Consider the following 26,595-nt stretch of genomic DNA (forward strand, 5'->3'; position numbering starts at 1 on the left):
GTTCCGCACGCTGGGTGAACGCCTAGCGCATTTCCGTCATCAGGCCGCGCAGAAAAGGCAGGTCGACCTCTTCCAGGGAAGCCACGACGGTGCGTCGGGCGGCCGGTGCGATGGGGGCGAGCGAGGGCACGGCGACCACCCGGCAGCCGGCTGCCTCGGCGGCGGCGACACCCGTCGCGGTGTCCTCGATGACAGCGCACCGAGCCGGTGTCGCCCCGAGTCCCGCGGCCGCCAGCAGATACGGATCGGGGAACGGCTTGGTCCGCTCCACCTCGTCGCCCGCCACGGTGAGCGCGAAGTACTGGGGGCCGAGCGAGGCCAGGATGCGGTCGATGATGCGCCGGTGCGAGGCGGAGACCAGTGCGGTGGGGATCTCGTGCGCCGCCAGTTCGGCGAGCAGTCGCGCCGCCCCCGGCATCAGCGGCAACGAGCGGCCGATCCTGGCCTCGAACCCGTCGTTCAGCAGGACCGTCAGCTCGGCGAGGGTGATGTCCGCCCCGGTGGCCTCGATGAGGAAACCGGCGCTGCGGGTCATCGGGCCACCGACCACCACATGGCGCCAGGAATCCTCGAGCACATGGCCGAGGGACGCGAAGACCTCTGCCTCGACGTCCCACCAGAAGCCCTCGGTGTCCACCAGGGTGCCGTCCATGTCGAGGAGCACGGCTTCCAGGGCAGAGCCTTCGGCCGTACGGGTACCGAGCGCGGGGACCGTACTGGTCATCCTGGCGCACCTCCTTGAGGGACAACCAGGCCGGTCGCCCTTTTTAGCCAAAGGGGCAACCGGCCTGCAGTGGACCGACCAGTGTACGGCTTGTCCGATCAGCGCGCGTTAAAGTACTTCGCCTCCGGGTGGTGGATCATGATCGCGTCCGTGGACTGCTCCGGGTGGAGCTGGAACTCCTCGGAGAGCACGACGCCGATGCGCTCCGGCTCAAGCAGCTGAGCGATCTTGGCGCGGTCCTCCAGATTGGGGCAGGCACCGTAGCCGAGGGAGAAGCGGGCGCCCCGGTACTTCAGGGCGAACATGTCCTCCATCGCGTCCGGGTCCTCGCCGGAGAAACCGAGTTCGGAGCGCACCCGCGCGTGCCAGTACTCGGCGAGGGCTTCGGCCAACTGGACGGACAGGCCGTGCAGTTCGAGGTAGTCGCGGTAGGAGTTGGACTCGAAGAGCTTGGCGGTCTCCTCGCCGATCCGCGAGCCCATGGTGACGACCTGGAGGCCGACGATGTCGGTCTCGCCGGACTCCTCGGGGCGGAAGAAGTCGGCCAGGCACAGCCGACGGCCGCGGCGCTGGCGCGGGAAGGTGAAGCGGGTGCGCTCGTTGCCCTGCTCGTCCAGGATGATCAGGTCGTCGTCCTTGGAGACGCACGGGAAGTAGCCGTAGACGACAGCCGCTTCCAGCAGGTTGTCGGTCTGCAGCTTGTCCAGCAGGCCGCGCAGCCGGGGCCGGCCCTCGGTCTCGACCAGTTCCTCGTACGTCGGCCCGTCGCCCGCGCGTGCCTGCTTCAGGCCCCACTGGCCCTTGAACAGCGCGCCCTCGTCGAGCCAGGAGGCGTACTCCTTGAGCTGGACGCCCTTGATGACCCGGGTGCCCGCGAAGGGCGGGGTGGGCACGGGGTTGTCGATGGCGACGTCGGAGCGTACGTGCCCTTCCTCGGGGTGCTCCTCGACCTCGGTGGCGACGGCCGCGGGCCGCACCCGGCGCTGCTTCAGCTCGGGCAGCACCGCTCCGGGTACGCCGCGCTTGACCCCGATCAGCGCGTCCATCAGGCGCAGGCCCTCGAAGGCGTCGCGGGCGTAGCGGACCTCTCCCTGGTAGATCTCGTACAGGTCCTGCTCGACGTACGCCCTGGTCAGCGCCGCACCGCCGAGGATCACCGGGTAGTCGGCGGACATCCCACGCTGGTTGAGCTCCTGAAGGTTCTCCTTCATGATCACCGTGGACTTGACCAGCAGGCCGGACATGCCGATGACGTCGGCCCGGTGCTCCTGGGCGGCGTCCAGGATCGCCGAGACCGGCTGCTTGATGCCCAGGTTGACGACGTTGTAGCCGTTGTTGGACAGGATGATGTCGACGAGGTTCTTGCCGATGTCGTGGACGTCGCCGCGGACCGTGGCCAGCACGATGGTGCCCTTGCCCTCCGCGTCCGACTTCTCCATGTACGGCTCCAGGTAGGCCACCGCGGTCTTCATGACCTCGGCGGACTGGAGCACGAACGGAAGCTGCATCTGGCCGGAGCCGAACAGCTCGCCGACGGTCTTCATGCCGTCCAGGAGCGTCTCGTTGACGATGTCGAGGGCGGGGCGGGTCTCCAGGGCGTCGGCCAGATCCTGTTCGAGGCCGTTCTTCTCGCCGTCGATGATGCGTCGCTTGAGCCGCTCGTCGAGCGGCAGCGCGGCCAGTTCCTCGGCCCTGCCCGCCTTCAGCGACTTGGTGGTGGCGCCCTCGAACAGTGCCATCAGCTTCTGCAGCGGGTCGTAGCCCTCGGCGCGGCGGTCGTAGATCAGGTCCATGGCTGTCTGGACCTGCTCCTCGTCGAAGCGCGCGATCGGCAGGATCTTCGACGCGTGCACGATCGCCGAGTCCAGGCCCGCCTTGACGCACTCGTCGAGGAAGACCGAGTTGAGCAGGACGCGGGCGGCCGGGTTGAGGCCGAAGGAGATGTTGGAGAGGCCGAGGGTGGTCTGTACGTCCGGGTGGCGGCGCTTGAGTTCGCGGATGGCCTCGATGGTGGCGATGCCGTCCTTGCGGGACTCCTCCTGGCCGGTGCAGATGGTGAAGGTCAGGGTGTCGATGAGGATGTCCGACTCCAGGACGCCCCAGTTCGTCGTCAGGTCCTGGATCAGCCGCTGGGCGATGGCGACCTTGTGCTCGACGGTGCGGGCCTGGCCCTCCTCGTCGATGGTCAGCGCGATCAGCGCGGCACCGTGTTCGCGGGCCAGCTGGGTGACCTTCGCGAAGCGCGACTCGGGGCCGTCGCCGTCCTCGTAGTTGACCGAGTTGATGACCGCCCGGCCGCCCAGCTTCTCCAGGCCCGCGCGGAGCACGTCGACCTCGGTGGAGTCCAGCACGATCGGCAGCGTGGAGGCGGTGGCGAAGCGGCCGGCCAGCTCCTTCATGTCGGCGACACCGTCACGCCCGACATAGTCGACGCAGAGGTCGAGCATGTGCGCGCCCTCACGGATCTGGTCGCGGACCATCTCCACGCAGTCGTCCCAGCGGGCTTCCAGCATGGCCTCACGGAACTTCTTCGACCCGTTGGCGTTCGTCCGCTCGCCGATCGCCATGTAGGCGGTGTCCTGACGGAACGGCACCGTCTGGTAGAGGGAGGCGGCACCGGGCTCGGGGCGCGGGTCGCGGGTCCCCGGCGTCATGTCGCGCACTCGCTCGACGACCTGACGCAGGTGCTCGGGCGTCGATCCGCAGCAGCCGCCGACCAGTTGGAGGCCGTAGTCGCGTACGAAGGTCTCCTGCGCGTCGGCCATCTCGGGCGCGGTCAGCGGGAAGTAGGCGCCGTCCTTGGTCAGCACGGGCAGACCGGCATTCGGCATACACATCAGCGGCGTATGCGAGTGGCGGGCCAGATAGCGCAGGTGCTCGCTCATCTCGGCCGGGCCCGTCGAGCAGTTCAGCCCGATCAGGTCGATGCCCAGCGGTTCCAGCGCGGTGAGCGCCGCGCCGATCTCCGAGCCGAGCAGCATGACGCCCGTGGTCTCGAAGGCGAGTGAGCAGATCAGCGGCACTTCCAGGCCGAGGGCCTGCATCGCGCGCCGCGCGCCGACCAGGCTGGACTTGGTCTGGAGCAGGTCCTGCGTGGTCTCCACGATGAGTGCGTCCGCGCCGCCGGCGAGCAGTCCCTCGGCGTTCTGCTGATAGCCGTCGCGCAGTACGTCGTACGAGATGTGGCCGAGCGACGGCAGCTTGGTGCCCGGACCGATCGAGCCGAGGACCCAGCGCTGGCGGCCATCCTTGGCGCCGAACTCGTCGGCGACCTCGCGGGCGATCCGGGCGCCCGACTCGGACAGTTCGAAGATCCTGTCGGCGATCTCGTACTCGGTCGCCGCCGAGTGGTTGGCGCCGAAGGTGTTGGTCTCGACGCAGTCGACGCCCACGGAGAAGTACTCCTCGTGGACGGAACGGACGATGTCGGGGCGGGTGACGTTCAGGATTTCGTTGCAGCCCTCGAGCTGCTGGAAGTCCTCCAGCGTCGGGTCCTGCGCCTGGAGCATCGTGCCCATCGCCCCGTCGGCCACCACGACGCGGGTGGCGAGGGCCTGGCGGAGCGCTTCGGCACGCGTCCGGCTCTCAGCAAGTTCGGACGAAGGGGACGGGTTCGGCAACGAGGCCATGAAGATGCTCCCTGGAGTGCGACGGCTGTCGGCTATGCGCTTCTCATGGAACACGCACCCGGTCAGGTTAGCCCGGAGCGCGGCCATAGGGTCGGGTCGTCCACGGGACGGACGGACGCGGCGCATGCGACGACGGTGCCCAGACGGACGGAATTTGTGGCGACCATCCATTAGCGGGAGGTCGGCAACGACCGGTAGTGTTCGACATTGCCGAACGGTGGTAGCGAATCGTCCGCCGTCGGTCGAAGGGGACGGAGGCAGTACGGCGATGGCACGGAACATCCAGTCGCTCGAGCGGGCGGCGGCGATGCTGCGGCTCCTCGCGGGCGGCGAGCGGCAGCTCGGCCTGTCGGACATCGCCTCCTCGCTCGGTCTGGCCAAGGGTACGGCCCACGGCATCCTGCGCACACTTCAGCAGGAAGGCTTCGTCGAGCAGGACGGCGCCTCCGGGCGCTACCAGCTGGGCGCCGAGCTGCTGCGGCTCGGCACCACCTATCTCGACGTGCACGAGCTGCGGGCGCGCGCCCTGGTCTGGACGGACGATCTGGCCCGCTCCAGCGGCGAGAGCGTCTATCTGGGCGTGCTGCACCAGCAGGGGGTGCTGATCGTCCACCACGTGTTCCGGCCGGACGACAGCCGCCAGGTACTGGAGGTCGGGGCCATGCAGCCGCTGCACTCCACAGCGCTGGGCAAGGTCCTCTCCGCATACGATCCGGTGGCGCACAGCGAGGTCCTGGAGGCCGAGCGCAAGGCGTTCACGGCGCGCACCGTGAGCGAGCTGGACCAGTTCGAGGGCGTGCTGGACGTGACCCGCGCGCGCGGGTACGCGGACGACGTCGAGGAGACCTGGACAGGTGTCGCCTCGGTCGCCGCCCCCATCCACAACCGGCGGCGGATGCCGGTCGGCGCGGTGGGCATAACGGGGGCCGTGGAGCGGGTCTGCAAGGACGGGGGGCTGCGCCCCGAGCTGATCGCTGCGGTTCGGGACTGCGCCCGCGCCGTGTCGCGTGACCTGGGCGCCGGGCGGTTCTGAAACCCACAGGATTCTTACGTCCGTACAGGAGAAGGCCGGGATGCCAAGGGCGTCCCGGCCTTCGTCGTTCGCTCGCAAGATCAACAGCTCACAGCAATCAGTAACGATCGCGTTTCCGACAACAGAGCTCTTGACGTGCCGGTAACACGAGAGCAAGACTCCCGTCCATCGGTCGGCATTGTCGAACACTTGACGGCAATACGCGCTAGAGTGTGACAACGCCATGGGCCGGATCGCTCTCTTTCCCTGAGAGCACGAACCACCGGAGGGACCCGGGGTTCGGCTTCCCCTGGACGAAGGACAAAGGAGTCGCGGGTGTCCAGCTCCGACATCTTCATCGGCGAGACCATCGGTACCGCCGTACTTATCCTGCTGGGCGGTGGCGTGTGCGCCGCCGTCACACTGAAGGCCTCCAAGGCACGCGGCGCCGGATGGCTCGCCATCGCCTTCGGGTGGGGCTTCGCGGTAATGACCGCGGTCTACATCTCGGCGCCCCTTTCCGGCGCTCACCTCAACCCGGCCGTGACCCTCGCGCTCGCGATCGAGAACGGCGGATGGGACAACGTCCCCATCTACTGGGCCGGTCAGATGCTGGGCGCCATGATCGGCGCCACACTGGTCTGGATCGCGTACTACGGCCAGTTCCACGCGCACCTCACCGACCCTGAGATCGTCGGCGATCCGGGCGAGAAGGCCAGGACCAAGGCCGTCGAGGCGGAGGAGAAGGGCGCGGGCCCCGTGCTCGGCATCTTCTCCACCGGACCGGAGATCCGGAAGGTGTGGCAGAACCTCGCCACCGAGATCATCGGCACCTTCGTGCTGATCCTGGCGATCCTCACGCAGGGCCTGAACGGCAACGGCGACGGCCTCGGCACCCTGGGCGCCCTGATCACCGCGCTCGTCGTGGTGGCCATCGGCCTCTCCCTCGGTGGCCCGACCGGCTACGCGATCAACCCGGCCCGTGACCTCGGCCCGCGCATCGTGCACGCCCTGCTCCCGCTGCCCAACAAGGGCGGTTCCGACTGGAGCTACGCCTGGATCCCGGTCGTCGGTCCACTGATCGGCGGCGCGATCGCTGCGGGCATCTACAACGTCGCCTTTGCTTAGAGCACCGCTTGTGAGCACCGCTTGAGAGCCGCACGCTTCACTGCACCGCTTCACACAGCAGCGCCGCACAGCACAGCGCCGTAGATCGTAGATACAGCCCCTTCACACGGAACCTTCAGGAGCACACCGTGACCGACGCACAGACCACAGGCACTTCCTCGCACGGCACAGGGCCGTTCATCGCCGCGATCGACCAGGGCACCACGTCCAGCCGTTGCATCGTCTTCGACCGGGACGGCCGCATCGTCTCCGTCGACCAGAAGGAGCACGAGCAGATCTTCCCGAAGCCGGGCTGGGTCGAGCACGACGCCACCGAGATCTGGACCAACGTCCAGGAGGTCGTCGCCTCGGCCATCGAGAAGGCCGGCATCACCCGCGACGACATCAAGGCCATCGGCATCACCAACCAGCGCGAGACCACGCTGCTGTGGGACAAGAACACCGGTGAGCCCGTCTACAACGCGCTCGTCTGGCAGGACACCCGCACCGACGCGCTCTGTAAGGAGCTCGGCCGGAACGTCGGCGCGGACCGCTTCCGCCGCGAGACGGGCCTGCCGCTCGCCTCGTACTTCGCGGGGCCCAAGGCCCGCTGGCTGCTCGACAACGTCGAGGGCCTGCGCGAGCGCGCCGAGGCCGGCGACATCCTCTTCGGCACCATGGACAGCTGGGTCATCTGGAACCTGACGGGCGGTGTCAACGGCGGCAGGCACGTCACCGACGTCACCAACGCCTCCCGCACCCTGCTGATGAACCTGCACACCATGAAGTGGGACCCGAAGATCGCCGAATCCATCGGCGTTCCGCTGAACATGCTGCCCGAGATCCGCTCCTCCGCCGAGGTGTACGGCGAGATCACCGGCGGCAGGCTCGGCGAGCTGCTCGGCGGCATCCCCGTCGCCTCCGCGCTCGGCGACCAGCAGGCGGCCCTGTTCGGCCAGACCTGCTTCTCCGAGGGCGAGGCCAAGTCCACGTACGGCACCGGCACCTTCATGCTGATGAACACCGGTGAAAAGATCATCAATTCCTACAGCGGACTGCTGACCACCGTGGGCTACCAGATCGGCGACCAGAAGCCGGTCTACGCGCTTGAGGGCTCGATCGCCGTCACCGGTTCGCTGGTGCAGTGGATGCGCGACCAGATGGGCCTGATCAAGTCCGCCGCCGAGATCGAGACGCTCGCGTTGTCGGTCGAGGACAACGGAGGCGCCTACTTCGTGCCGGCCTTCTCCGGTCTGTTCGCGCCGTACTGGCGTCCGGACGCCCGCGGCGTGATCACCGGCCTGACCCGCTACGTCACCAAGGCGCACATCGCGCGCGCCGTCCTGGAGGCCACCGCCTGGCAGACCCGTGACGTCAGCGACGCCATGACGAAGGACTCCGGCGTCGAGCTCACGGCCCTCAAGGTCGACGGCGGCATGACCTCCAACAACCTGCTGATGCAGACCCTGGCCGATGTACTGGACGCCCCCGTGGTGCGCCCGATGGTCGCCGAGACCACCTGCCTCGGCGCCGCCTACGCCGCCGGTCTCGCCGTCGGCTTCTGGACCAACACCGAGGACCTGCGCGCCAATTGGCGCCGGGCCGCGGAATGGACCCCCAACATGGCCGCGGAGACGCGCGACCGTGAGTACAAGAGCTGGCTCAAGGCCGTCGAGCGGTCCATGGGCTGGCTCGACGACGACTCTGTCGAGGAGTAAAAACCCGCATGACTACCCAGTCCACCCTGCAGTCCGTACCTGCCCTCGGTGCGCGCCCGGCCGCCGGCTCGGCTGTCTCCGATTTCAAAGCGGTGAGTCGCGCCGAGACCCGGGAGCAGCTTTCCAAGGCGTCGTACGACCTTCTCGTCATCGGCGGCGGCATCCTGGGCATCTCCACCGCCTGGCATGCCGCGCAGTCCGGGCTGCGGGTGGCCCTGGTGGACTCCGGCGACTTCGCCGGCGCCACCTCTTCCGCCTCCTCCAAGCTTCTCCACGGCGGTCTGCGCTACCTGCAGACCGGCGCGGTGAAGCTGGTGGCGGAGAACCACTTCGAGCGCCGTGCGGTCTCCCGTCAGGTGGCCCCCCACCTGGCGAACCCGCTGACCTTCTACCTCCCCGTGTACAAGGGCGGCCCGCACGGCGCCGCGAAGCTCGGTGCCGGTGTGTTCGCCTACTCGGCGCTGTCCGCCTTCGGCGACGGCGTCGGGCACCTGCTGAGCCCCTCGAAGGCCGCGCAGGACGTGCCCGAGCTGCGCACCGACAACCTCAAGGCCGTGGCCGTGTACGGCGACGACCAGATGAACGACTCCCGGATGGCCCTGATGACGGTCCGCGGAGCCGTCGAGTCGGGCGCCGTCGTCCTCAACCACGCCGAGGTCACCGGGCTGCGCTTCACCAAGGGCCGGGTGACCGGTGCGGAGCTCAGGGACCGTCTCTCCGGTGACGAGTTCGGTGTGTCGGCGCGCCTGGTGCTGAACGCCACCGGCCCGTGGGTCGACCACCTGCGCAAGATGGAGGACCCCGACTCGGCTCCCTCCATCCGCCTTTCGAAGGGCGCGCACCTGGTACTGAAGCGCACCGCCCCCTGGAAGGCAGCGCTCGCCACCCCCATCGACAAGTACCGCATCACCTTCGCCCTCCCCTGGGAGGACATGCTGCTGCTCGGCACCACGGACGAGGAGTACGAGGGTGACCCGGCGGATGTCGCGGTCAACGAGAAGGACATATCCCAGATCCTGGACGAGGCCGCGTTCTCCATCCGCGACCAGCAGCTCTCCCGTGACCTGATCACGTACTCCTTCGCCGGGCTGCGTGTCCTGCCCGGCGGGCCCGGCGACACGTCGAAGGCCAAGCGGGAGACGGTCGTCACCGAGGGCCGCGGCGGGATGCTGTCCGTCGCGGGCGGCAAGTGGACCACCTTCCGGCACATCGGCCGTACGGTCATGAAGAAGCTGGAGTCGCTGCCCGGGCACCCGCTGGGCGACGACTTCGAACCGATCTCCTCGCTGCCGAGGAAGATGCCGCTGCCGGGTGTCGCCAATCCCCGCGCGGTCGCGCACCGCCTGCTCGCCGACGGATCGTCGGCGGGGCCGCGTATGGCGGCCGACACCGCGAACCACCTGGCCACCCACTACGGTTCGCTGGCCTTCGAGATCGCGCGCCTCGCCGACGACAACGCGGAGCTCGCCGAGCGTGTCCACCCCGATGCCCCGGAGATCTGGGCGCAGGTCGTCTACGCCCGCGACAACGAGTGGGCCGAGACGGCGGACGACGTGCTGCGCCGTCGTACGACGCTGACGATTCGCGGGCTTGCCACGGACGAGGTGCGGGGGAAGGTGCAGGGTCTGCTCGACGAGTAGACCCTGTGGTGGCGTGAGGGGCTGGGCTTGGGGTTTTCCGCCCCCTCCGCCCCTACCCGTCCCTTGTTTCTGGGGGCTCCGCCCCAGACCCCGCTCCTCAAACGCCGGAGGGGCTGATTTTCAGCTACGGGGGTACGGGGCGGGACCGCCGGCCGACCTGGAGGCCCTCGCCTGAGCTGACGTCGAATTCCGTGCCCTGTTCAGCCCGCTGACCCTCATAATGAGGCTGAGACATCGGATGTCTGAGCGGATGCCTTGGCGACATCCCGAACAGCATGCTGAACGACAGGGAGGCCCGCCATGGCAGTCACCGACGAGGCGATCGAGAAGATCAAGGAAATGATCGTCTCCGGCTCGCTGCGCCCCGGCGACCGGCTTCCCAAGGAGAGCGAACTCGCCGCCGAACTCGGGCTGTCCCGCAACTCCCTGCGCGAGGCGGTGCGCGCCCTGTCGCTCATCCGCATCCTGGATGTCCGGCAGGGCGACGGCACTTATGTCACCAGCCTGGACCCCCAACTCCTGCTGGAAGCGGTGAGCTTCGTCGTCGACTTCCACCGCGACGACACGGTGCTCGAATTCCTCGCGGTCCGCCGCATCCTGGAGCCGGCCGCCACGGGGATGGCGGCCTCCCGCATCAGCGAACAGCAACTGGCAGCGCTGACCGCCCAGTTGGACATGCTCGGCGACGCACCCTCGGTGGAGGAACTCGTCGCCGGTGACCTGGAGTTCCACCGCGGCATCGTGCAGAGCTCCGGGAACTCGGTGCTCTGTTCGCTCCTCGACGGCCTCTCCGGGCCCACGACCAGAGCCCGCATCTGGCGGGGGCTCACCCAGGAGGACGCGGTCAGCCGCACCCTGCACGAGCACCGGGCGATCCTCACGGCCCTGCGCGACCGCGACGCGGAGGCGGCCCGCTCGTGGGCGACGGTGCATATCGCGAGCGTGGAACAGTGGCTGCGCTCGACCCTGTGACGCTCGACCCTGTGAACTGCCCTTGTGGGCCTGCCAGATGGTGCTGCAACTCGATGTGCCGGAACTGGTAGACGGCACCGCCTCCGCCCGATGACCGACAGCAACAGCCGTACGAGCAGCAGGGTCTTCCCCGAACCGGGATCACCGAGCACCAACAGCCGCCGCGTGGGCACCCGTTCCGCGAAGACCGTACCGATCTCCCCGTCGCTTCCGGCGAGTTGCCCCGGCCCCGCGCCGGGCGCCGCGCCGGCCAGGGCGCAGACGGCGTCCCAGTCCTCGACCAGCTCGGCGTCGGCCGCGCGCCAGGCTACGGGCAGCGCGCAGGGATCGTCGAGCCGCCGCACCCGTGCCTCGGCCTCCCACTGAAGTCGTACGGCGGTGGAGGTGGAGAGCTGGTCCGCGACAGCGCCAGGACCGGCTGCGGCGGCGGCCTCCGAGCGGTCGGCGCGGAACGTGGCCCAGGCCAGACAGGCGCCGGCCGCGGTCGGCAGCAGAGCGGCGAGGACGGCGGCCGGGTCATCCAGCCGCCGGGCGGCCAGGAGCGCTCCCGCGGCTCCGGCGGCGAGCAGGCCCAGATAGACGAGCCCGACGCGGCGGACACGCCGACCTGCAGGAATACGGTTCACAATTCGGCATCCTGGCCGTGCGATCGCCCCGCCGTCACGGAGAGTCACTCGCTGGATGGTTCCGGCTACTGAGGGGAACCATGCGGCGGCAACTGACGTCAGTCCTCCTTCTCCCCGTGTTTCCGGTGCCTCGGTGGGGCAGTGATCCGTTCACTCCCCCGTGCAAGGGGGCTGCGGAGGCCCCCTTCGCACGCCGTAAGGTTGAGGCGTACGTGAGGGCACGTCGGAAGGAGGCACTGGGTGATCGAGCTCGAGGGGGTTCCCGAGCTGATCGACCCGGTCATGGTGGCCGCGTTCGAAGGCTGGAACGACGCCGGCGACGCCGCCTCCACCGCGGTCGCACATCTGGACAAGGAATGGAAGGGCGAGGTGTTCGCGGCGCTGGACGCCGAGGACTACTACGACTTCCAGGTGAACCGCCCCACCGTGTGGCTGGACGGCGGTGTCCGCAAGATCACATGGCCGACGACAAGGTTGTCGGTGGTCCGGGTAGGCGGCGAGAAGCCGCGTGACCTGGTGCTGGTCAGGGGTATCGAGCCGTCGATGCGATGGCGCTCGTTCTGCAACGAGCTGCTCGGCTTCGCGCACGAGCTCGGCGTGGAGCTGGTGGTGATCCTTGGCGCGCTGCTCGGCGACACCCCGCACACACGTCCGGTGCCGGTCAGCGGGGTCACCTCCGATGCGGACCTGGCCCGCACCATGGACCTGGAGGAGACCAAATACGAGGGCCCCACGGGCATTGTCGGCATCCTCCAGGAGGCGTGCACGCACGCGGGCGTACCGGCTGTGTCGCTGTGGGCGGCCGTACCGCACTACGTGTCGCAGCCGCCGAACCCGAAGGCGACGCTGGCCCTCCTCAACCGCCTGGAGGACCTGATCGACCTGCGCATTCCGCTGGGCGAGCTGCCCGAGGACGCGCGGGCCTGGCAGTTGGGCGTCGACCAGCTGGCCGCCGAGGACAGCGAGGTCGCCGAGTACGTGCAGTCGCTGGAGGAGGCCCGGGACACCGCCGATCTGCCGGAAGCCTCCGGCGAGGCGATCGCCCGTGAGTTCGAGCGCTATCTGCGCAGACGGGACGGCGGTCCGGCCGCGCAGGCCGGGGGCCACGCGACCGAGAGCGGCGACGCCGCCTCGTATCTCCGGGACGGCCCCGGTGGCCGCCCCCGGCCGCCGAAGCCGCAGCTGCCCGGGACGGAGGCCGGAACCGGGTCGGACGAGACCGGCACGGACGGCGAGGGTCCTGACGACACGTCCAAGGATCCCTCGGAGGACTGAGGCACGAGGACTGAAGCGCGAGGACTGAACGACTGTGGGGCGGTGCGCTGGACGCGCACCGCCCCACAGTCGTCGCAGGCGCGCCCTGGCCCGGGGGCATGAGGCGGAGCGGTCAACAGACCCTGTCGTCCCATCACATGACATCCGCCTCCTCAGCATTTGGCCTGATTCCGGCGTGACATCTGTTTAAGGACGGATTGCACAGGGTTCCCAATTCAACTTGTTTTCAAACCAAGTTGACGCGGACAGGGGTGGACGACTCGGCGTGCGAGGAGCAGGGTGTGCCGCGAAGGCGCGGCCCGGGGACGGGACATGGCACCGCGTTCTACCGCGACAGAGCACCCCTGTGGACCGAGCCAAGAGCACCCGCATGGACCGAAGGGAGCGGTACGCGATGACCGACCAGGTACAGCCGGCGCAGGGCCCGGGAATGTCCGGGCCGGGGCCCGACGGAGCGGGATTCACCTACCGAGGAGCCGAGCAGGAGCTGATCGTCGTCGCGCGTGGCGAGGCCAGGCTTCGTGCCCGGGCCGAGGGCGTCCGCTCGGCGGCGGGCGCCGATGTGTCGGCCCTCAACATGTTCCTCAGCGACGAACAGCTCTCCCTGGAGCCGCTGTTCGGGAGCGAGGAACGTCTGCGGCAGTCCGCGGCGGCGGACACCGGGAGCGGCCCCGACCTCGCGCTCTTCTACCGCGTGCGCGGCATCGAGAGTCGCGCCCAGGAACTGCGCTCACGGATCGCGGCACTGCCGGAGATCGACACGGCGTACGTGAAGCCCGGCGCCGTACCGGCGTCCGTGGGATCGGTGGGGCGGGCGGCGGCGAGCGCCGAGGACAGTCAGCGGGTGAAGGAAGGGGCGCCCGTCACCCCGGACTTCACCAGCCGCCAGGGTTATCTGCGCCCGGCGCCCGAGGGGATCGACGCGTACTGGGCCTGGCAGCGGCCGGGCGGTACGGGCCAGGGCGTGACGGTGATCGATGTGGAGGGGGCCTGGCAACTCGGCCACCAGGACCTGACCGCGAAGCTCGCGGGCGTCGTCGTCGGCACCCCGCTGACCGACCTCGCCTGGCGCAACCACGGCACGGCCGTCATCGGCGTGATCGGCGGTGACCGCAACGAGCACGGGATCACCGGCATCGTGCCGGACACGGTGACCGCGGCCGCGGCCTTCCAGGGCATCGGCACGGCGCCCGCGATCCACGCGGCGGCCGATCGTCTCGGCCCCGGCGACATCATCCTGATCGAACTGCACGCTCCAGGACCGCGGTTCGACTTCGAGGAGCGCGACGACCAGCAGGGCTACATACCGATCGAGTGGTGGCCGGACAACTTCGCGGCCGTCCGGTACGCGACCGCCAAGGGCGTGGTCGTGGTGGCGGCCGCGGGCAACGGCGCCGAGTCGCTCGACGACGGGGTGTACGAGCGCCGCCCCGCCGAGTTCCCGGAGTGGTGGCGCAACCCGTTCAACCCCTCCAACCAGTCATCCGGCGCGATCCTGGTCGGCGCGGGCGCACCGCCGCCCGGCACCCACGGCCGCGACCACGGCCCGGACCGCTCGCGGCTCGCGTTCTCCAACTACGGGGCACGCGTGGACGCGCAGGGCTGGGGACGCGAGGTCACGACCACCGGCGGCACCTGGGACAGGCCCGGTGACCTGCAGGGCGGGGCCGAGGAGATCGGCTGGTACACGGACACCTTCTCCGGGACCTCATCCGCCTCTCCGGTGGTGGTCGGCGCCCTGGCCGCGCTGCAAGGAATGCTCAGGGCGGCCGCACAGGACCCGATCTCCCCGGATCGTGCCCGCGACTTGCTACGGGCCACGGGCTCCCCGCAGCAGGACGCGCCCGGCCGGCCCGCCTCCCAGCGGATCGGCAACCGGCCGGACATCAAGGCGGCGGTCACCTATCTGCTGCCGGACGCGGTCGGCTCGGGCCAGGCCGAGCGGTACTGGGACGAGCTGTTGCCGTATCCGCGTGAACTCCCGCCCAGGCTCCGGCTGTTCGTGGCCGGCGACTGGCGCAACCTGAACAACCCGTCCTCCGAGATCCGCCAGGCGGTGCACTCCGCCTTCGCCGGGGGACGGCCCGACGTACGTGTCTGGTTCTCGGACGACGAGATCGTCGGCCTGGTCGTCACGGGCTGACGGAACCCCATCAATGCTCAACCCATGAGGGAAGGTGGCACCCGCATGAGCACCACCCCGCAGATGAGCCAGCTCGGACAGCAGCAAGGACAACAGCCGGGACAGCAAGGGCAACAGGGTCAGCAGAACCAGGGCCGGCAGGGCCCGAGCACGGCGCCCCCGCAGGCGTACGGGCAGCAGCAGGGTTCCGGCCAGCAGCAGCCGTTCGGACAGCAGCTGCAGCAGCCGTACGGCCAACAGGGTGGCGGTCAGCAGCCTTTCGGCCAGCAGGGCATCGGTCAACAAGGCGACATTGGTCAACAGGGCGGCCTTGGCCAGCAGGGCATCGGCCAGCAACAGCAGCAGATCCCTCAGCAACCTCCACAGCACCAGCAGCAGCATCAGATCCCGCAGCACCTACAGCAGCAGTTGCAACAGCTAGGGCAGCAGCCGCCGTTCCAGCAGCTGCTTCACCAGCTCGGCGGGCAGCAGTTCGGCGAGCAGCAGCAAGCTCAGCCGCTGGTCGTGCGCAGTGCCGTCGAGACCCAGGCGCTGGTGAGCGGCGTGGCCGAGCACTTCTGGGACGTCGTGACCCCGCTGCCGGGCCAGCCGTCGATTCTGTACCTGTACATCAACCAGGCGTGGCGCCCCTTGGTGAACCCCAACCAGGTGACGCATGACGAGGTCCAGGAAGCCTTCGCCTTCGGGCAGCAGGTCATCGGGATCTACGAGTCGAACAGCAACGCAATCCAGGCCGTCATCGTGAACAAGTAGCGGCGGGCGGGCTCGCAGCACAGCGGGCGCCGGGCGGGTGAAATCCCGCCCGGCGCCCATCTGTTGCTAGAGAGCCACTCCGAGGAGGGCGTCCACGGCGCGCGACACGACGCCGGGGGCGCCCTCGTCCGTACCGCCCTGCTCGCGCTGGAGCGCGGCCCAGCGGTCGACAGCGGCGAGCGCCGTCGGTGCGTCCAGGTCGTTGGCAAGGGCTTCGCGGATCTCCTCGACGAGCGCGTCGGAGGACGGCCCGTCCGGGCGCGACACCGCGGCCCGCCAGCTCTCCAGCCGTGCGAGGGCCTCGTCGAGAACCGAGTCCGTCCACTCCCAGTCGGCCCGGTAGTGGTGTGCGAGCAGCGCGAGCCGAATGGCGGCCGGGTCGACCCCGGCGCGGCGGAGCGTGGACACGAAGACGAGGTTGCCCTTGGACTTCGACATCTTCTCGCCGTGCAGCGCGACCATGCCGGCGTGGACGTACGCCTTGGCCATGGGGAACTCACCGGTCAGCACCTGGGCGTGCGAGGCGCCCATCTCGTGGTGCGGGAAGACGAGGTCGGAGCCGCCGCCCTGGACATCGAAGCCCATCCCCAGGTGATCGAGGGCGATGGCGACGCACTCGATGTGCCACCCGGGACGGCCCTGTCCGAGTGAGCCCCCGTCCCAGCTGGGCTCGCCCTCACGCGCGGCCATCCAGAGCATCGGGTCGAGCGGGTCCTTCTTGCCCGGACGGTCCGGGTCGCCACCGCGCTCGGCGGACAGCAGGCGCATGGCGGCGGCGTCCAGGTGGGACACCTTGCCGAAGTTCGGATCCGACTCGACGGAGAAGTAGACATCCCCTTCGAGCTCGTACGCCGCTCCCGCGTCCCGGAGCCGCTCGACGAGCGGAACGATCCCCGGTATCGCCTCGACGGCGCCGATGTAGTGCTTCGGGGGCAGCATCCGCAGGGCGGTCATGTCCTCGCGGAAGAGGGCGGTCTCCTTCTCGGCGAGCGCCACCCAGTCGATGCCGTCCCGCTCCGCGCGCTGCAGCAGCGGGTCGTCCACATCGGTCACGTTCTGGACGTAGTGAACCTGCCGCTTGGTGTCGAGCCACACACGCTGAACGAGGTCGAACGCGTTGTAGGTCGCCGCGTGTCCCAGATGGGTCGCGTCGTACGGCGTGATGCCGCACACATAGATACGGGCGACGGGACCGGGGTCAAGACGGACGAGCCCACCGGTCGCGGTGTCGTGGATCCGGAGGTCGCGGCCCTCACCAGGCAGGGCGGGGACATCGGAAGCGGGCCAGGCATACATGCAATGAGCGTAACCGGCCGGAAGTTACGTATACGAACCGGACCAGCTCTGATGGCCGGGAAGGCGGTCTTGCGCGCAGCACAGCGCTGTGCGTCTGCGGTGTTTCCGGTACTGCTGCGGCTACGTAGGCGACGTCACACCGGCGGCCAGGGAATCGCGGGCCACTCCCCGCTCGGCTCGGGATGCTTCCCGGACACCAGCATCGCCTCGACACGCGCGCGGGTGGCGTCGAGCTCGGCGGCGGTGACGAGTTCGGCCAGCCGGGTGGCGAGCGGCGCGCCGGGCGCCAGTCCGTCCCGCAAAGCGGAGAGCACCGAGACCGCCTCCGGGGTCAGCGGTTCCCCCGCCCACCCCCACAGCAACGTCCGCAGCTTGTTCTCGGCATTGAAGGTGACCCCGTGGTCGATGCCGTACAGCCGCCCCTCACCGCCGGGCAGCAGATGCCCGCCCTTGCGGTCCGCGTTGTTGATCACGGCGTCGAGGACGGCCAGCCTCCGCAGCCGCGGGTCGTCGGCGTGCACGAGCAGCGCCGTCTTCCCTTCGGCGACCTCGGCGAATCCGATCGCCTTCCAGCCCTCGGACGGCTCCTCGCCGTCCACCAGGGCCAGCAGCTCCGCTTCGGGCGCCGCCTCGATCCAGAGCTGGCACATGCCCTCGCCGTGGGGCCCGTCCCGCAGCACGGTAGGCGGCACGAGCCCCCACCCCGTCGCCTCGGACACCTCGTACGCGGCGACCTCGCGCTGCGCGAGGTTCCCGTCAGGGAAGTCCCACAGGGGCCGCTCACCGGCGACCGGCTTGTAGACGCAGAACGCGTCCCGGCCCTCGTACGAGACGGAGCAGTACAGCACCGCGTTCGAGGCCTCGCGGATGCGTCCGCGTACCTTCAGCTCGCCCTTGGCGAGCAGCTCGGCCGTGGTCACGCTCCGCGGCGGTATCCGTTCTGGCGCGGACATACGTGTCCTTCCGGGTCGAGCGGGAGGCTGCACAGCGGGCAGGGCGGCCGGCCGGCGTTGACGACGTCGAGGGCGCGTTTGGCGAAGGCACGGGCCTGCGCGCCGGTGAGCCGGACCCGGAGCATCGGCGGACCGTTCTCCTCGTCCTGGAGCAGCCGCTCCTCGGCCTCGGCGAGGTCCTCGTCGGATTCGGCGTCGAGCTCCACGAGGGCCTGCGCCTCGACGATCATGCGCTGCTCGTCACCGTCCCAGGCCAGCGCCATGGTGCCGACCCGGAACTCCTCCTCGACGGGGGCGTCGAGCGGGGCGGTGTCGGACACCTCGGTGGGGGCCACCGCCGGAACGGGCGCGCTGCCCCCGGTACGCCGTACGACCTCGTCGAGGAGCTCGTCCATGCGCTCGGCCAGCGCGGCCACCTGGGTCTTCTCCAGAGCCACGCTGGTCACCCGGGGGCCCGAGGTGGCCTGCAGGAAGAAGGTACGGCGCCCGGGCAACCCGACCGTACCGGCGACGAAACGGTCCGGGGGGTCGTAGAGGAACACCTGACGGGACACGTCCTGTCTCCATTGATTCGGCATGAGGGCCGGCTGACGGCGTCGGCCCGCATCGGCTGCTGACAAGTCTGCTGAGAACTACGGATGCAACTACGGATCACAACTACTGCGCTGCTTCGACCGCTTCACCCTACTGCGGCCGACGATCACGCTGCGCCCGCACCGCCCCCGACCGGAGCGTCACTGCTCGGGGGCTCCTCGCGCGGCGCCAGGGACGCGAAATCACCGGTGTCCCCGAGGCGCACGAGAAACGGCCGCATTCGTGTGTAGCGGATCGCGGTGATGGAACACGGTTCAACAGAGATCCGCTGAAAGAGGTCGAGATGAAGTCCGAGTGCTTCCGCCACAAGGGATTTGATGATGTCGCCGTGCGAGCACATGAGGTACACGGCGTCACCGCCGTGATCGCGCTCCACGCGCGCGTTCCACTCGCGCACCGCCTCGGCGGCCCTCGTCTGCATGGCCCGCATCGACTCGCCGCCCGGGAAAGCCACGGACGACGGATGCGTCTGGACGACCTCCATCAGCGGCTCGTCCATCAGCTCGGCGAGCTTGCGGCCGGTCCAGTCGCCGTAGTGGGCCTCCCCTATGCGCTCCTCGGTGTGCGCCCGCAGCTCCGGCCGGGCGTCGAGGAGCGGCTGGACGGTCTCCTGGCAGCGTTGCAGGGGGCTCGTGACGATCTCGGAGATCGGCAGCGCGGCGAGCCGCGCGGGGAGGGCTGCGGCCTGCTGGGCGCCGCGCTCGTCCAGGGCGACGCCGGGCGTCCAGCCGGCGAGCAGTCCGGAGGTGTTGGCGGTGGAACGTCCGTGCCGGACAAGGATCAGGGTGGGCATGCGGCCCAGCGTAAACGGGCGCCCCGGGTACCAGGTCCTGACCACGGGAGGAGGTGGCCGGAGTGCGCCCCGACCCCTTCGACGGAAGAATACGCTCCGTGATCGTCGACAGCGCCATCTACCGCGACGGGCACCGCACGGAGGGACCCGACGACCTCTCCGACGCCCTGGCCGAGGCCCGTGCGTCGGGCAACGCGTTCCTCTGGATCGGGCTGCACGACCCGACGGAGCGGGAGTTCGACCTCGTCACCGAGGAGTTCGGGCTGCACCCGCTGGCGGTCGAGGACGCCCTCAAAGCACACCAGCGGCCCAAGCTGGAGGTGTACGACGACTCGCTGTTCATGGTCCTCAAGCCGGTCGTGTACGAGCCGGACAGCGACACCGTTACCACCGGCGAGGTCATGGTCTTCATCGGTGACTGCTTCGTGGTGACCGTCCGGCACGGCGAGGGCTCGCCTCTCGCGGCGGTACGGCACCACCTGGAGGGCGACCCCGAGAGGCTCCGTCTCGGGCCCACAACGGTCCTCTACTCGATCGCCGACGCCACCGTCGATCACTATCTGGAGGTGGCGACCGAGCTGGGGACCGACCTGGAGGAGCTGGAGGCGGAGGTCTTCTCGCCGAATGTCGGCGGCTCGCGGACGACCGCCTCTCGGATCTACACCTTCAAGCGGCAGATCCTGGAGTTCCGCAGGGCCACGGTCCCCCTGTCGGTCCCACTGACCCGGCTCGCGGGCACGGGCCCCTACGGCACCGTGCCCTTCGTGCACGAGAAGGCACAGCCCTTCTTCCGCGACGTCAACGACCACCTGATGCGCGTGAACGAGTCCGTGGAGAACCTGGACCGACTGGTCTCGGACGTCCTCGCCGCTCATCTGGCCCAGATGAGCGTGCGCCAGAACGACGACATGCGGAAGATCTCCGCGTTCGCGGCCATGGCCGCGGTCCCCACGATGATCGCGGGCATCTACGGCATGAACTTCGTCCACATGCCGGAACTGAACTGGGTGTGGTCGTATCCGGCGGTGATCCTGCTGATGGTGGTGCTGGAGATCCTCCTGTACCGGCTCTTCAAGCGCAGGGGATGGCTGTGATCGGGCCCTTCGAGGGCGACACCCCCTAGGCGAACTCGGGTGCCGCCGCCGCGGGCCCGCCCAGCGCGTCGCGCCGCTCGGGCATGCGGAGAGAGACCATCCGGCGCCAGCCCAGGGCCCGCTCGTAGGCGTAGACGGCGTGGATGGCCGCGACGAGCGTCGCGGACCTGGCCCTGGACCAGCCGAGAATGCACCCCATGTGGGCCATCACGGCGAGGCTGACGTCCCGGTAGACGCGGACCTCGGCGTGCGCGCACTCGCGCAGCGTCCGCTGGATGGCACGGCCGTGCCCGGCGTTCGCGAAGCGCAGCAGTTCCTCATGGCAGTAGGCGAGGTGGTTGTCCTCGTCGTTCGAGATCATCTTCACGGCGCGGCCGATATCGGGGTGGTCGGCGAAGTGCTTGCGCAGCAGCTCCATCTCCTCGGAGGCGCGCTGTTCGGTGACCCTGCTGTGGGCGAGATACGTGACGATGTCCTGCACGCTCAGCGGCTCGTCGCTCTTGAGCTTGTCGTGCGCGAGACCGATCCCGTGCCGCTCGAGGAGCATGGTGTAGTCGGTGTCGGACGGGACCTCGACGGGTGTCAGGCCGCGCTTCTTCATGAGGGCGTTGAAGATCCGCCCGTGCTTGTCCTCGTCGGCGCCGTGCCGGGTGATCTTGGGGGCGAGCTCCCGTTCGCTCTGCGGAACGAGCGCGGCGATCCGCGCGTTCTCCCAGCCCCCTTGCGACTCCCCGCTGGCAGCGATGGAGCAGAAGAGCTGGAACGACTCGTCGTTGCCGAGGATCTCCTGGAACAGACTCTTGGCCGAAAGCATCACTGCCACCTCCATACAGGGTTCCCGCAGAAACCGAGTCAAATGGGTTGGCAGGAGCGCGGCAACCGATATGTCGGACAACTCCGCCAAACGAAGGACGGAGAGGGACACTCAGGGGCGTAACCCGAGGGGGCCCTGGCGCGTTGTTCCCGGTGACGGCCGTGGCGGGGAGACCCCCGAGCCCCCACCACGGCCGCAGAAACCAATTCGCAGGCGATTCGCCGCGTTACGCCAGACCGGCGCGCTCCAGGGCCTCGGTACCGGCCCTGAGCGAGGCGAGCCGGTCCTTCAGCGAGAAGCCCGCGGGGGCCAGCGTGAGCGTGGTGACCCCGGCCGCGGCGTACGCCTTCATCCGGTCGGCGATGCGGTCGACGGAGCCGAGCAGCGTGGTCTGGTCGATCAGCGAGTGCGGAATGGCGGCGGCCGCGCCCGCCTTGTCGCCGGACAGGTACTTGTCCTGGATCTCGGCGGCCTCCTTCTCGTACCCCATGCGCTGGGCGAGCTGGTTGTAGAAGTTCTGCTTGCGGCTGCCCATACCGCCGACGTACAGCGCCGTGTACGGCCGGAACATGTCCGCCAGCGCCGTCACGTCCTTGTCGTCGCCGAGCGCGAGCGGCAGCGTCGGGCAGACGTCGAAGCCCTCCATCGTCTTGCCGGCCTTCTCGCGGCCGGCGCGCAGGTGCGTGATCGCGGTGTCCCCCAGATGGTCGGCCGAGGGGAAGATCAGCAGCGCGCCGTCGGCGATCTCGCCGGTCTGCTCCAGGTTCTTGGGGCCGATCGCGGCGATGTAGAGCGGGATGTGCTCGCGCTCCGGGTGCACGGTCAGCTTGAGCGGCTTGCCCGGGCCGCCCGGCAGGGGCAGCGTCCAGTGCGTGCCCTCGTACGAGAGACGCTCGCGCGTCATGGCCTTCCGGACGATCTCGACGTACTCGCGGGTGCGGGCCAGCGGCTTGTCGAACTTGACGCCGTACCAGCCCTCGGAGACCTGCGGTCCGGAGACGCCGAGGCCGAGGCGGAAGCGGCCGCCCGACAGCGAGTCCAGGGTGGCGGCCGTCATCGCGGTCATCGTGGGCTGGCGGGCCGGGATCTGGAAGATGGCCGAGCCGACGTCGATGCGCTCGGTCTTGGCGGCGACCCAGCTGAGCACGGTGGCCGCGTCCGAGCCGTAGGCCTCGGCGGCCCAGCAGACCGCGTATCCGAGCCGGTCGGCCTCCTGGGCGACGGCGAGATTGTCCGCGTCCATTCCGCCGCCCCAGTAGCCGAGGTTGATCCCGAGCTGCATGGCCGATTCCCCTTACCGATCAGTAACGTCCCTTGTGTCCGAGACACTAGCGCGCTGGTGGGCGCCGTGGCAGGGACGGGATCAGCCTCGGGTGATTCTGGTTGTCCACAGGCCCCCCACTCGGGGAGTCATGGCCAGTAATCTCGGCGTCCATGGAGCAGAGGCATCTCGGCCGTACAGGCCTGCGTGTGTCCCGGATCGGACTCGGCACCCTGACATGGGGCCGGGACACCGACGAGCATGACGCCGCGCACCTGTTGAAGGCGTTCTGGGAAGCGGGCGGGACCCTCGTCGACACCGCGGACGTGTACGGGGACGGGGAGGCCGAGTATCTGCTCGGACAGCTCATAGAGGGGCTCGTGCCGCGCCGGGACCTGGTCATCTCGACGAAGGCGGGGAGCGTACCCGACCCGGACCGCCGCTTCGACGGCTCGCGCGGGCATCTGCTGTCGGCCCTCGACGCCTCACTCACCCGCCTCGGCACCGACTATGTGGACCTGTGGCACGTCCACGCCTTCGACCCGGGGACACCGTTGGACGAGACTCTCCAGGCGCTCGACCTGGCCGTCAGCAGCGGCCGCGCGAGATACGCGGGGGTGTCCAACTTCTGCGGCTGGCAGCTCGCCAAGGCGGCGACCTGGCAGCTCGCGGCGCCCGGGGTACGGACCCGGCTGGCCAGTACGCAGATGGAGTACTCCCTGCTCCAGCGCGGCGTCGAGCGGGAGGTGCTGCCGGCCGCCCTCGACCTGGGCGTCGGCCTGCTCCCCTCCTCACCGCTCGGGCGGGGCGTGCTCACGGGCAAGTACCGCAAGGGGACTCCTGCCGACTCCCGGGGCGGCTCCGAGCACCTGGCGCCCTTCGTCGCGCCGTACCTGGACGAGGCGGCGAGCAGCATCGTGGACGCCGTGACGACGGCGGCGGACGGCCTCGCGGTGACACCGCTCCAGGTGGCCCTCGCCTGGGTCCGGGACCGGCCGGGCGTCGCCGCCCCGATCATCGGCGCGCGCAACGCGCAGCAGCTCACGGCCGCGTTGTCAGTGGAGACCCTTAGTCTTCCTGACGAGATCTGCCGGGCGCTCGACGACGTGTCAGCACCGGTGCACCACTATCCCGATCACGACTGGAGCACGCTGTGAGCACGGAGCCCGAGACCACGGAGGACGCGGAACCGGGGGCGCCTGGTGCGGACGCCCCCGAGGGCGGGGCCACGGACGCCGACACGGACAACGGTTCGACCGCGACCGCGGAAGGCACCGCGGAGGGCACGGAAGGCACCGCCAAGCAGCTGTCCGAGGCAGCGGCCGAGTTGGCGGCCCAGCGTCTGGAGCGCGAGCGGATCGCGCGACGGAAGGCCGAGAAGCAGGGGCCCGTCGAGGCCGGCGGCAAACTCAGCGGGACGGCCGCCGAGCTACTGGCCGCGGTACGGGCCGTGGAGAGCGGCGAGAAGCCCGTGGCCAGGGCGTTCCGTGAGCCCGTGCCGACGCCTCGCAGCGCCGCGCCGGAGCCCGTGCGACAGCCCCAGCCCGTTCCGACCCCGGCCGGTGCGCCCTCGGCCGTCGCACCGGAGGCCGTCGAGACCGTACGCGCGGTTCTCACCGAGGGCGGCGCGCCCGACACGCTCGCACCGCAGGTCGTCGCCGCTCTGGGCGAGGGTGCGGACGAGCAACTGCGCGAGGATCCCTGGCAGTTGCTGCGGGTCCCCGGGGTGCGGCCCGAGCAGGCCGACGGGTTCGCCCGGGCGCTGCTCGGCGCGGAGTGCGGCCCGGACGACGAGCGGCGCGGCCGGGCGGTCACCGTCTGGCTCCTCGAGCAGGCGGCCCTCGCCGGACACACCGCCCTCGACGCCGCGGCGCTCACCGCCGCGCTCACCCAGCGCTCGGTGCCGGACCCGGACGCGGCCGTGCAGAGCACCCTGGCCGAGGGCGAGGCCCTGGTCTTCCAGGACGCGCTCGACACCGCCGCCCCCGCGCCGAAAGAGGAGGACGAGGAGCCCGAGGAGCGCCCGGTCCGCGTCCTCGTCGGCCTGGAGCGGTACGCGCTGGCCGAGGAGAGCCTCGCCGACGGCCTCGCCCGCGTGGTCAACTCGCTGCCGAAGGAGGACGCGACCGACTGGGCGTCCGTCACCGGTTCGGCGTCCGGTTCCACCGCTGAGCTGATCGGCGCGGTCGCCGGTCACGGCATCGTCCTGCACACCGGCGGCGAGGCGTCCCGCGCGGAACCGGCGGCGCTGGTCACCGCTGCGCGGCAGTTGGGCCTGCGGGCGTACGCCGCCACACACACGCCGGACGGCCGTCGCCGTTTCGCCGCGCTGCTCGCGGAGGCGGAACCACAGGGCGGCGCGCGCCGTGAGGCGGACGAGAGTGCCTCCGCGGGCGACGACCAGGCAGTTGTCACCGTCGCCGGTCTGCTCGCCGGCGCGGAGGGTCCCGGCCGGGACACGGAGGGCACGTTCAACCTCGACCTGCTCGTCGTCCTGGACGCGCCGCAGCTCGACATCGAGACGGCGGCGATGCTGGCCGAGTCGCTGCCGGACGGGGCACGGCTGGTGCTGAGCGGGGACCCGGGGATGCTGTGGTCGGCGGGCCCCGGGCGGGTCTTCGCGGACCTTCTCGCCGCCCGCGTCTGCCCGCAGGTCGCCTCGCGCACACCGGACCCCGGGCCCATCGGCGAGCTGGTTTCCGGCATCGGGATCGGTGAGCTGAACCAGGTCGAGGCGCCCGGCAAGGAGGTCGTGATCGTCCCGGTGCGTGACGCCGGTGAGGCGGTGCACCGCACGGTGCAGCTGGTCGCTGACTCGGTGCCCCGCGCGATCGGCATCCCGGCCGAGCAGACACAGGTGATCACTCCGGGGCACGGTGGAGCGGCCGGTACACGCGCGCTGAACATCGCGCTCAAGGAGCGGCTCAACCCCGGCCCCGGCCGCTTCGGCGGCTTCGACCCGGGCGACCGGATCGCGTACTCCCCCGAGCCTGGCCGTACGGTGCCTGGGCACGTGGTGAAGGCCGACGCCGACGGGCTGCACCTGGAGTGCGCGGGCGCCCCCGTCGTCGTACCCAAGGAGCGGGTGGAGCAGTCCGTGCGGCTCGGCTGGGCCCTCACGGCGCACCAGGCTGTGGGCCTGCGCCTGCCCGCCGCGGTCGTGGTGCTCCCCGGTGACGCCGCACAGTCCCTGACCAGGCCCTGGATCTACACGGCCTTCGGCCGCGCCGAGCGCCACCTGTCCGTGGTCCACGGAGTCGACCAGGCGCTGGCGCGCGCGGTGGCGGAGGTCCCGCAGAAGCCGCGCACGACCCGCCTGTCCGCCCTGCTCACGGCGCAGGTGCCGGTGCCGGTGACGACAGCGGGCTGAGCCCCGTACGCACAGAGGTGGCGGTCACCGGGCCCCGGTGACCGCCACCCCGTACAACAGGCTCAGCTGTCCACTACAACAAGCTCAGCTATCCGCTACAACAGGCTCAGCGATCCGCGTCCAGCGGCTCCAGATCGCCGTCGGCGCCGAGGTCGTCCTCAAGGTCCTCGTCGTCCGAGTCGTCGTCGAAGACGGCACTGACGTCGAAACGGCAGACGACGCGCTGCGGGTCGATCGAGTCGAACGGAGCCTCAAGCCATTCGCCGGGCTCGGCGGCCTCGTCCGCGGCTGTCACCCAGAGCGTGGAGTCGCCCTCCTCCAGGCCGAACTCCTTGTGCCGCGAGGCGATCTCGTCCGGTTCGAACTCGCCGAACAGGACGCCGAGCGCCCCGTGCACCGTGCCGGCCGCCGCGTCGAAGGCCGCGCTGACACTGGCCCCGTCCTCCTCCACGGCCTCCACCCGCTGGGCCTGCGCCAGCAGGCGCTGTGGCTCCACCACCGCGTAGTCCCGGCGGATCAGCACGCTCAGCGCGTTCGGCTCCTCCGGGCCCGTGTACGGCGGCAGCGTGTCTTCCGAACCGGGGATCTCGAAGGGCGTGACCTCGTCATAGCGCTCGTAGAGGAGCTCGTCGTACTCCTCGGCCGCGGAGGCCAGCTCGTTGAACGCCTCGTATACGGCCGGGTCGTCATCGCCCGTCCTGCGCTCGACCGCGGCCAGGTGACGGTCGAGCGCGGTCTTGATCGCCTCGGCGGCGGCGCGTACCTCGGCAGCGGTGGGCTGCACAGCATCAGACATAGTGCAGACGCTATCCGTACAGGGC

Annotated in this window: 21 protein-coding genes; 12 read left to right on the forward strand and 9 right to left on the reverse strand. The window is 70.0% G+C overall.

Features of this window, described 5'->3' with window-relative positions; translation table 11 throughout:
- Nucleotides 1-22: 22 nt before the first annotated feature.
- Nucleotides 23-724, reverse strand: coding sequence for an HAD family phosphatase (locus AB0N66_RS17010; RefSeq protein WP_365434763.1), 702 nt, complete (start codon nucleotides 722-724; stop codon nucleotides 23-25).
- 98 nt (nucleotides 725-822) lie between these two features.
- Nucleotides 823-4,353, reverse strand: coding sequence for a methionine synthase (gene metH, locus AB0N66_RS17015; protein ID WP_365434764.1), 3,531 nt, complete (start codon nucleotides 4,351-4,353; stop codon nucleotides 823-825).
- Nucleotides 4,354-4,621: 268 nt separating this feature from the next.
- Here metH and AB0N66_RS17020 point away from each other — a divergent pair, with 268 nt between their 5' ends.
- From AB0N66_RS17020 to AB0N66_RS17060, 9 genes are all read left to right on the forward strand, one after another.
- The gene (locus AB0N66_RS17020) at nucleotides 4,622-5,386 is read left to right on the forward strand and encodes an IclR family transcriptional regulator (protein ID WP_365434766.1); all 765 of its coding nucleotides are present in this window, start codon (nucleotides 4,622-4,624) and stop codon (nucleotides 5,384-5,386) included.
- A 315-nt stretch (nucleotides 5,387-5,701) separates the two neighbouring features.
- Nucleotides 5,702-6,493, forward strand: a complete 792-nt coding sequence (locus tag AB0N66_RS17025; protein WP_365434769.1) for an MIP/aquaporin family protein — start codon at nucleotides 5,702-5,704, stop codon at nucleotides 6,491-6,493.
- Between the two features lie 128 nt (nucleotides 6,494-6,621).
- Nucleotides 6,622-8,190 carry a glycerol kinase GlpK gene (glpK, locus tag AB0N66_RS17030; RefSeq protein ID WP_365434772.1) on the forward strand — a complete coding sequence of 523 codons (1,569 nt, stop codon included), beginning with the start codon at nucleotides 6,622-6,624 and terminating at the stop codon, nucleotides 8,188-8,190.
- Nucleotides 8,191-8,198: 8 nt separating this feature from the next.
- Nucleotides 8,199-9,830: a glycerol-3-phosphate dehydrogenase/oxidase gene (locus AB0N66_RS17035; RefSeq protein ID WP_365434775.1), complete on the forward strand. Its 1,632-nt coding sequence runs from the start codon at nucleotides 8,199-8,201 to the stop codon at nucleotides 9,828-9,830.
- 300 nt (nucleotides 9,831-10,130) lie between these two features.
- Nucleotides 10,131-10,802 carry a FadR/GntR family transcriptional regulator gene (locus tag AB0N66_RS17040; RefSeq protein WP_365434778.1) on the forward strand — a complete coding sequence of 224 codons (672 nt, stop codon included), beginning with the start codon at nucleotides 10,131-10,133 and terminating at the stop codon, nucleotides 10,800-10,802.
- A 90-nt stretch (nucleotides 10,803-10,892) separates the two neighbouring features.
- Nucleotides 10,893-11,168 carry a hypothetical protein gene (locus AB0N66_RS17045; protein ID WP_365434781.1) on the forward strand — a complete coding sequence of 92 codons (276 nt, stop codon included), beginning with the start codon at nucleotides 10,893-10,895 and terminating at the stop codon, nucleotides 11,166-11,168.
- A 500-nt stretch (nucleotides 11,169-11,668) separates the two neighbouring features.
- On the forward strand, nucleotides 11,669-12,703 hold the full coding sequence (locus AB0N66_RS17050) for a PAC2 family protein (RefSeq protein ID WP_365434784.1): 1,035 nt from the start codon (nucleotides 11,669-11,671) through the stop codon (nucleotides 12,701-12,703).
- 394 nt (nucleotides 12,704-13,097) lie between these two features.
- The gene (locus tag AB0N66_RS17055; protein WP_365434787.1) at nucleotides 13,098-14,846 is read left to right on the forward strand and encodes a S8 family serine peptidase; all 1,749 of its coding nucleotides are present in this window, start codon (nucleotides 13,098-13,100) and stop codon (nucleotides 14,844-14,846) included.
- A gap of 45 nt (nucleotides 14,847-14,891) precedes the next feature.
- Complete coding sequence (locus AB0N66_RS17060) at nucleotides 14,892-15,599, forward strand: hypothetical protein (protein WP_365434790.1); 708 nt, start codon at nucleotides 14,892-14,894, stop codon at nucleotides 15,597-15,599.
- A gap of 66 nt (nucleotides 15,600-15,665) precedes the next feature.
- On the opposite strand, the gene mshC is transcribed toward AB0N66_RS17060, so the two are convergent.
- The 4 genes from mshC to AB0N66_RS17080 form a co-directional block, all read right to left on the reverse strand.
- Nucleotides 15,666-16,895 carry a cysteine--1-D-myo-inosityl 2-amino-2-deoxy-alpha-D-glucopyranoside ligase gene (gene mshC, locus AB0N66_RS17065; RefSeq protein ID WP_365434793.1) on the reverse strand — a complete coding sequence of 410 codons (1,230 nt, stop codon included), beginning with the start codon at nucleotides 16,893-16,895 and terminating at the stop codon, nucleotides 15,666-15,668.
- Between the two features lie 134 nt (nucleotides 16,896-17,029).
- Nucleotides 17,030-17,848: an SCO1664 family protein gene (locus tag AB0N66_RS17070; RefSeq protein ID WP_365434796.1), complete on the reverse strand. Its 819-nt coding sequence runs from the start codon at nucleotides 17,846-17,848 to the stop codon at nucleotides 17,030-17,032.
- Nucleotides 17,812-18,402: a DUF3090 domain-containing protein gene (locus AB0N66_RS17075; protein WP_365434799.1), complete on the reverse strand. Its 591-nt coding sequence runs from the start codon at nucleotides 18,400-18,402 to the stop codon at nucleotides 17,812-17,814. Before AB0N66_RS17075 ends, AB0N66_RS17070 begins: the two co-directional genes overlap by 37 nt.
- 146 nt (nucleotides 18,403-18,548) lie before the next feature.
- Nucleotides 18,549-19,235, reverse strand: a complete 687-nt coding sequence (locus AB0N66_RS17080) for a histidine phosphatase family protein (RefSeq protein ID WP_365434802.1) — start codon at nucleotides 19,233-19,235, stop codon at nucleotides 18,549-18,551.
- Between the two features lie 98 nt (nucleotides 19,236-19,333).
- Between AB0N66_RS17080 and corA the strand changes: the two genes are divergently transcribed.
- The gene (gene corA, locus AB0N66_RS17085; RefSeq protein WP_365434805.1) at nucleotides 19,334-20,329 is read left to right on the forward strand and encodes a magnesium/cobalt transporter CorA; all 996 of its coding nucleotides are present in this window, start codon (nucleotides 19,334-19,336) and stop codon (nucleotides 20,327-20,329) included.
- A gap of 25 nt (nucleotides 20,330-20,354) precedes the next feature.
- On the opposite strand, the gene AB0N66_RS17090 is transcribed toward corA, so the two are convergent.
- Nucleotides 20,355-21,143 carry a ferritin-like domain-containing protein gene (locus AB0N66_RS17090; RefSeq protein ID WP_365434808.1) on the reverse strand — a complete coding sequence of 263 codons (789 nt, stop codon included), beginning with the start codon at nucleotides 21,141-21,143 and terminating at the stop codon, nucleotides 20,355-20,357.
- A gap of 226 nt (nucleotides 21,144-21,369) precedes the next feature.
- A complete protein-coding gene (locus AB0N66_RS17095) occupies nucleotides 21,370-22,425 on the reverse strand; it encodes an LLM class F420-dependent oxidoreductase (RefSeq protein WP_365434811.1) in 1,056 nt (351 codons plus the stop codon).
- 152 nt (nucleotides 22,426-22,577) lie between these two features.
- Here AB0N66_RS17095 and AB0N66_RS17100 point away from each other — a divergent pair, with 152 nt between their 5' ends.
- Both AB0N66_RS17100 and AB0N66_RS17105 read left to right on the forward strand, forming a co-directional pair.
- Nucleotides 22,578-23,561: an aldo/keto reductase gene (locus AB0N66_RS17100; protein WP_365434814.1), complete on the forward strand. Its 984-nt coding sequence runs from the start codon at nucleotides 22,578-22,580 to the stop codon at nucleotides 23,559-23,561.
- Entirely contained in the window at nucleotides 23,558-25,774 is a 2,217-nt protein-coding gene (locus AB0N66_RS17105; protein WP_365434817.1) for a helix-hairpin-helix domain-containing protein, read from the forward strand. Before AB0N66_RS17100 ends, AB0N66_RS17105 begins: the two co-directional genes overlap by 4 nt.
- 106 nt (nucleotides 25,775-25,880) lie before the next feature.
- Here AB0N66_RS17105 and AB0N66_RS17110 read toward each other — a convergent pair whose 3' ends face one another.
- Nucleotides 25,881-26,570, reverse strand: a complete 690-nt coding sequence (locus AB0N66_RS17110) for a hypothetical protein (protein ID WP_365434819.1) — start codon at nucleotides 26,568-26,570, stop codon at nucleotides 25,881-25,883.
- Between the last annotated feature and the right edge of the window lie 25 nt (nucleotides 26,571-26,595).

The sequence above is a fragment of the Streptomyces sp. NPDC093544 genome (genome assembly GCF_040683495.1).
GTDB lineage: Bacteria > Actinomycetota > Actinomycetes > Streptomycetales > Streptomycetaceae > Streptomyces.

Excerpts from the sequence above, each read along its gene's own strand:
- AB0N66_RS17010 (WP_365434763.1), bottom strand. The coding sequence starts at position 724 with ATGACCAGTACGGTCCCCGCGCTCGGTACCCGTACGGCCGAAGGCTCT.
- metH (WP_365434764.1), bottom strand. The coding sequence starts at position 4,353 with ATGGCCTCGTTGCCGAACCCGTCCCCTTCGTCCGAACTTGCTGAGAGC.
- AB0N66_RS17020 (WP_365434766.1), top strand. The coding sequence starts at position 4,622 with ATGGCACGGAACATCCAGTCGCTCGAGCGGGCGGCGGCGATGCTGCGG.
- AB0N66_RS17035 (WP_365434775.1), top strand. The coding sequence starts at position 8,199 with ATGACTACCCAGTCCACCCTGCAGTCCGTACCTGCCCTCGGTGCGCGC.
- AB0N66_RS17040 (WP_365434778.1), top strand. The coding sequence starts at position 10,131 with ATGGCAGTCACCGACGAGGCGATCGAGAAGATCAAGGAAATGATCGTC.
- AB0N66_RS17045 (WP_365434781.1), top strand. The coding sequence starts at position 10,893 with ATGACCGACAGCAACAGCCGTACGAGCAGCAGGGTCTTCCCCGAACCG.
- AB0N66_RS17055 (WP_365434787.1), top strand. The coding sequence starts at position 13,098 with ATGACCGACCAGGTACAGCCGGCGCAGGGCCCGGGAATGTCCGGGCCG.
- AB0N66_RS17060 (WP_365434790.1), top strand. The coding sequence starts at position 14,892 with ATGAGCACCACCCCGCAGATGAGCCAGCTCGGACAGCAGCAAGGACAA.
- mshC (WP_365434793.1), bottom strand. The coding sequence starts at position 16,895 with ATGTATGCCTGGCCCGCTTCCGATGTCCCCGCCCTGCCTGGTGAGGGC.
- AB0N66_RS17070 (WP_365434796.1), bottom strand. The coding sequence starts at position 17,848 with ATGTCCGCGCCAGAACGGATACCGCCGCGGAGCGTGACCACGGCCGAG.
- AB0N66_RS17080 (WP_365434802.1), bottom strand. The coding sequence starts at position 19,235 with ATGCCCACCCTGATCCTTGTCCGGCACGGACGTTCCACCGCCAACACC.
- AB0N66_RS17090 (WP_365434808.1), bottom strand. The coding sequence starts at position 21,143 with ATGCTTTCGGCCAAGAGTCTGTTCCAGGAGATCCTCGGCAACGACGAG.
- AB0N66_RS17095 (WP_365434811.1), bottom strand. The coding sequence starts at position 22,425 with ATGCAGCTCGGGATCAACCTCGGCTACTGGGGCGGCGGAATGGACGCG.
- AB0N66_RS17100 (WP_365434814.1), top strand. The coding sequence starts at position 22,578 with ATGGAGCAGAGGCATCTCGGCCGTACAGGCCTGCGTGTGTCCCGGATC.
- AB0N66_RS17110 (WP_365434819.1), bottom strand. The coding sequence starts at position 26,570 with ATGTCTGATGCTGTGCAGCCCACCGCTGCCGAGGTACGCGCCGCCGCC.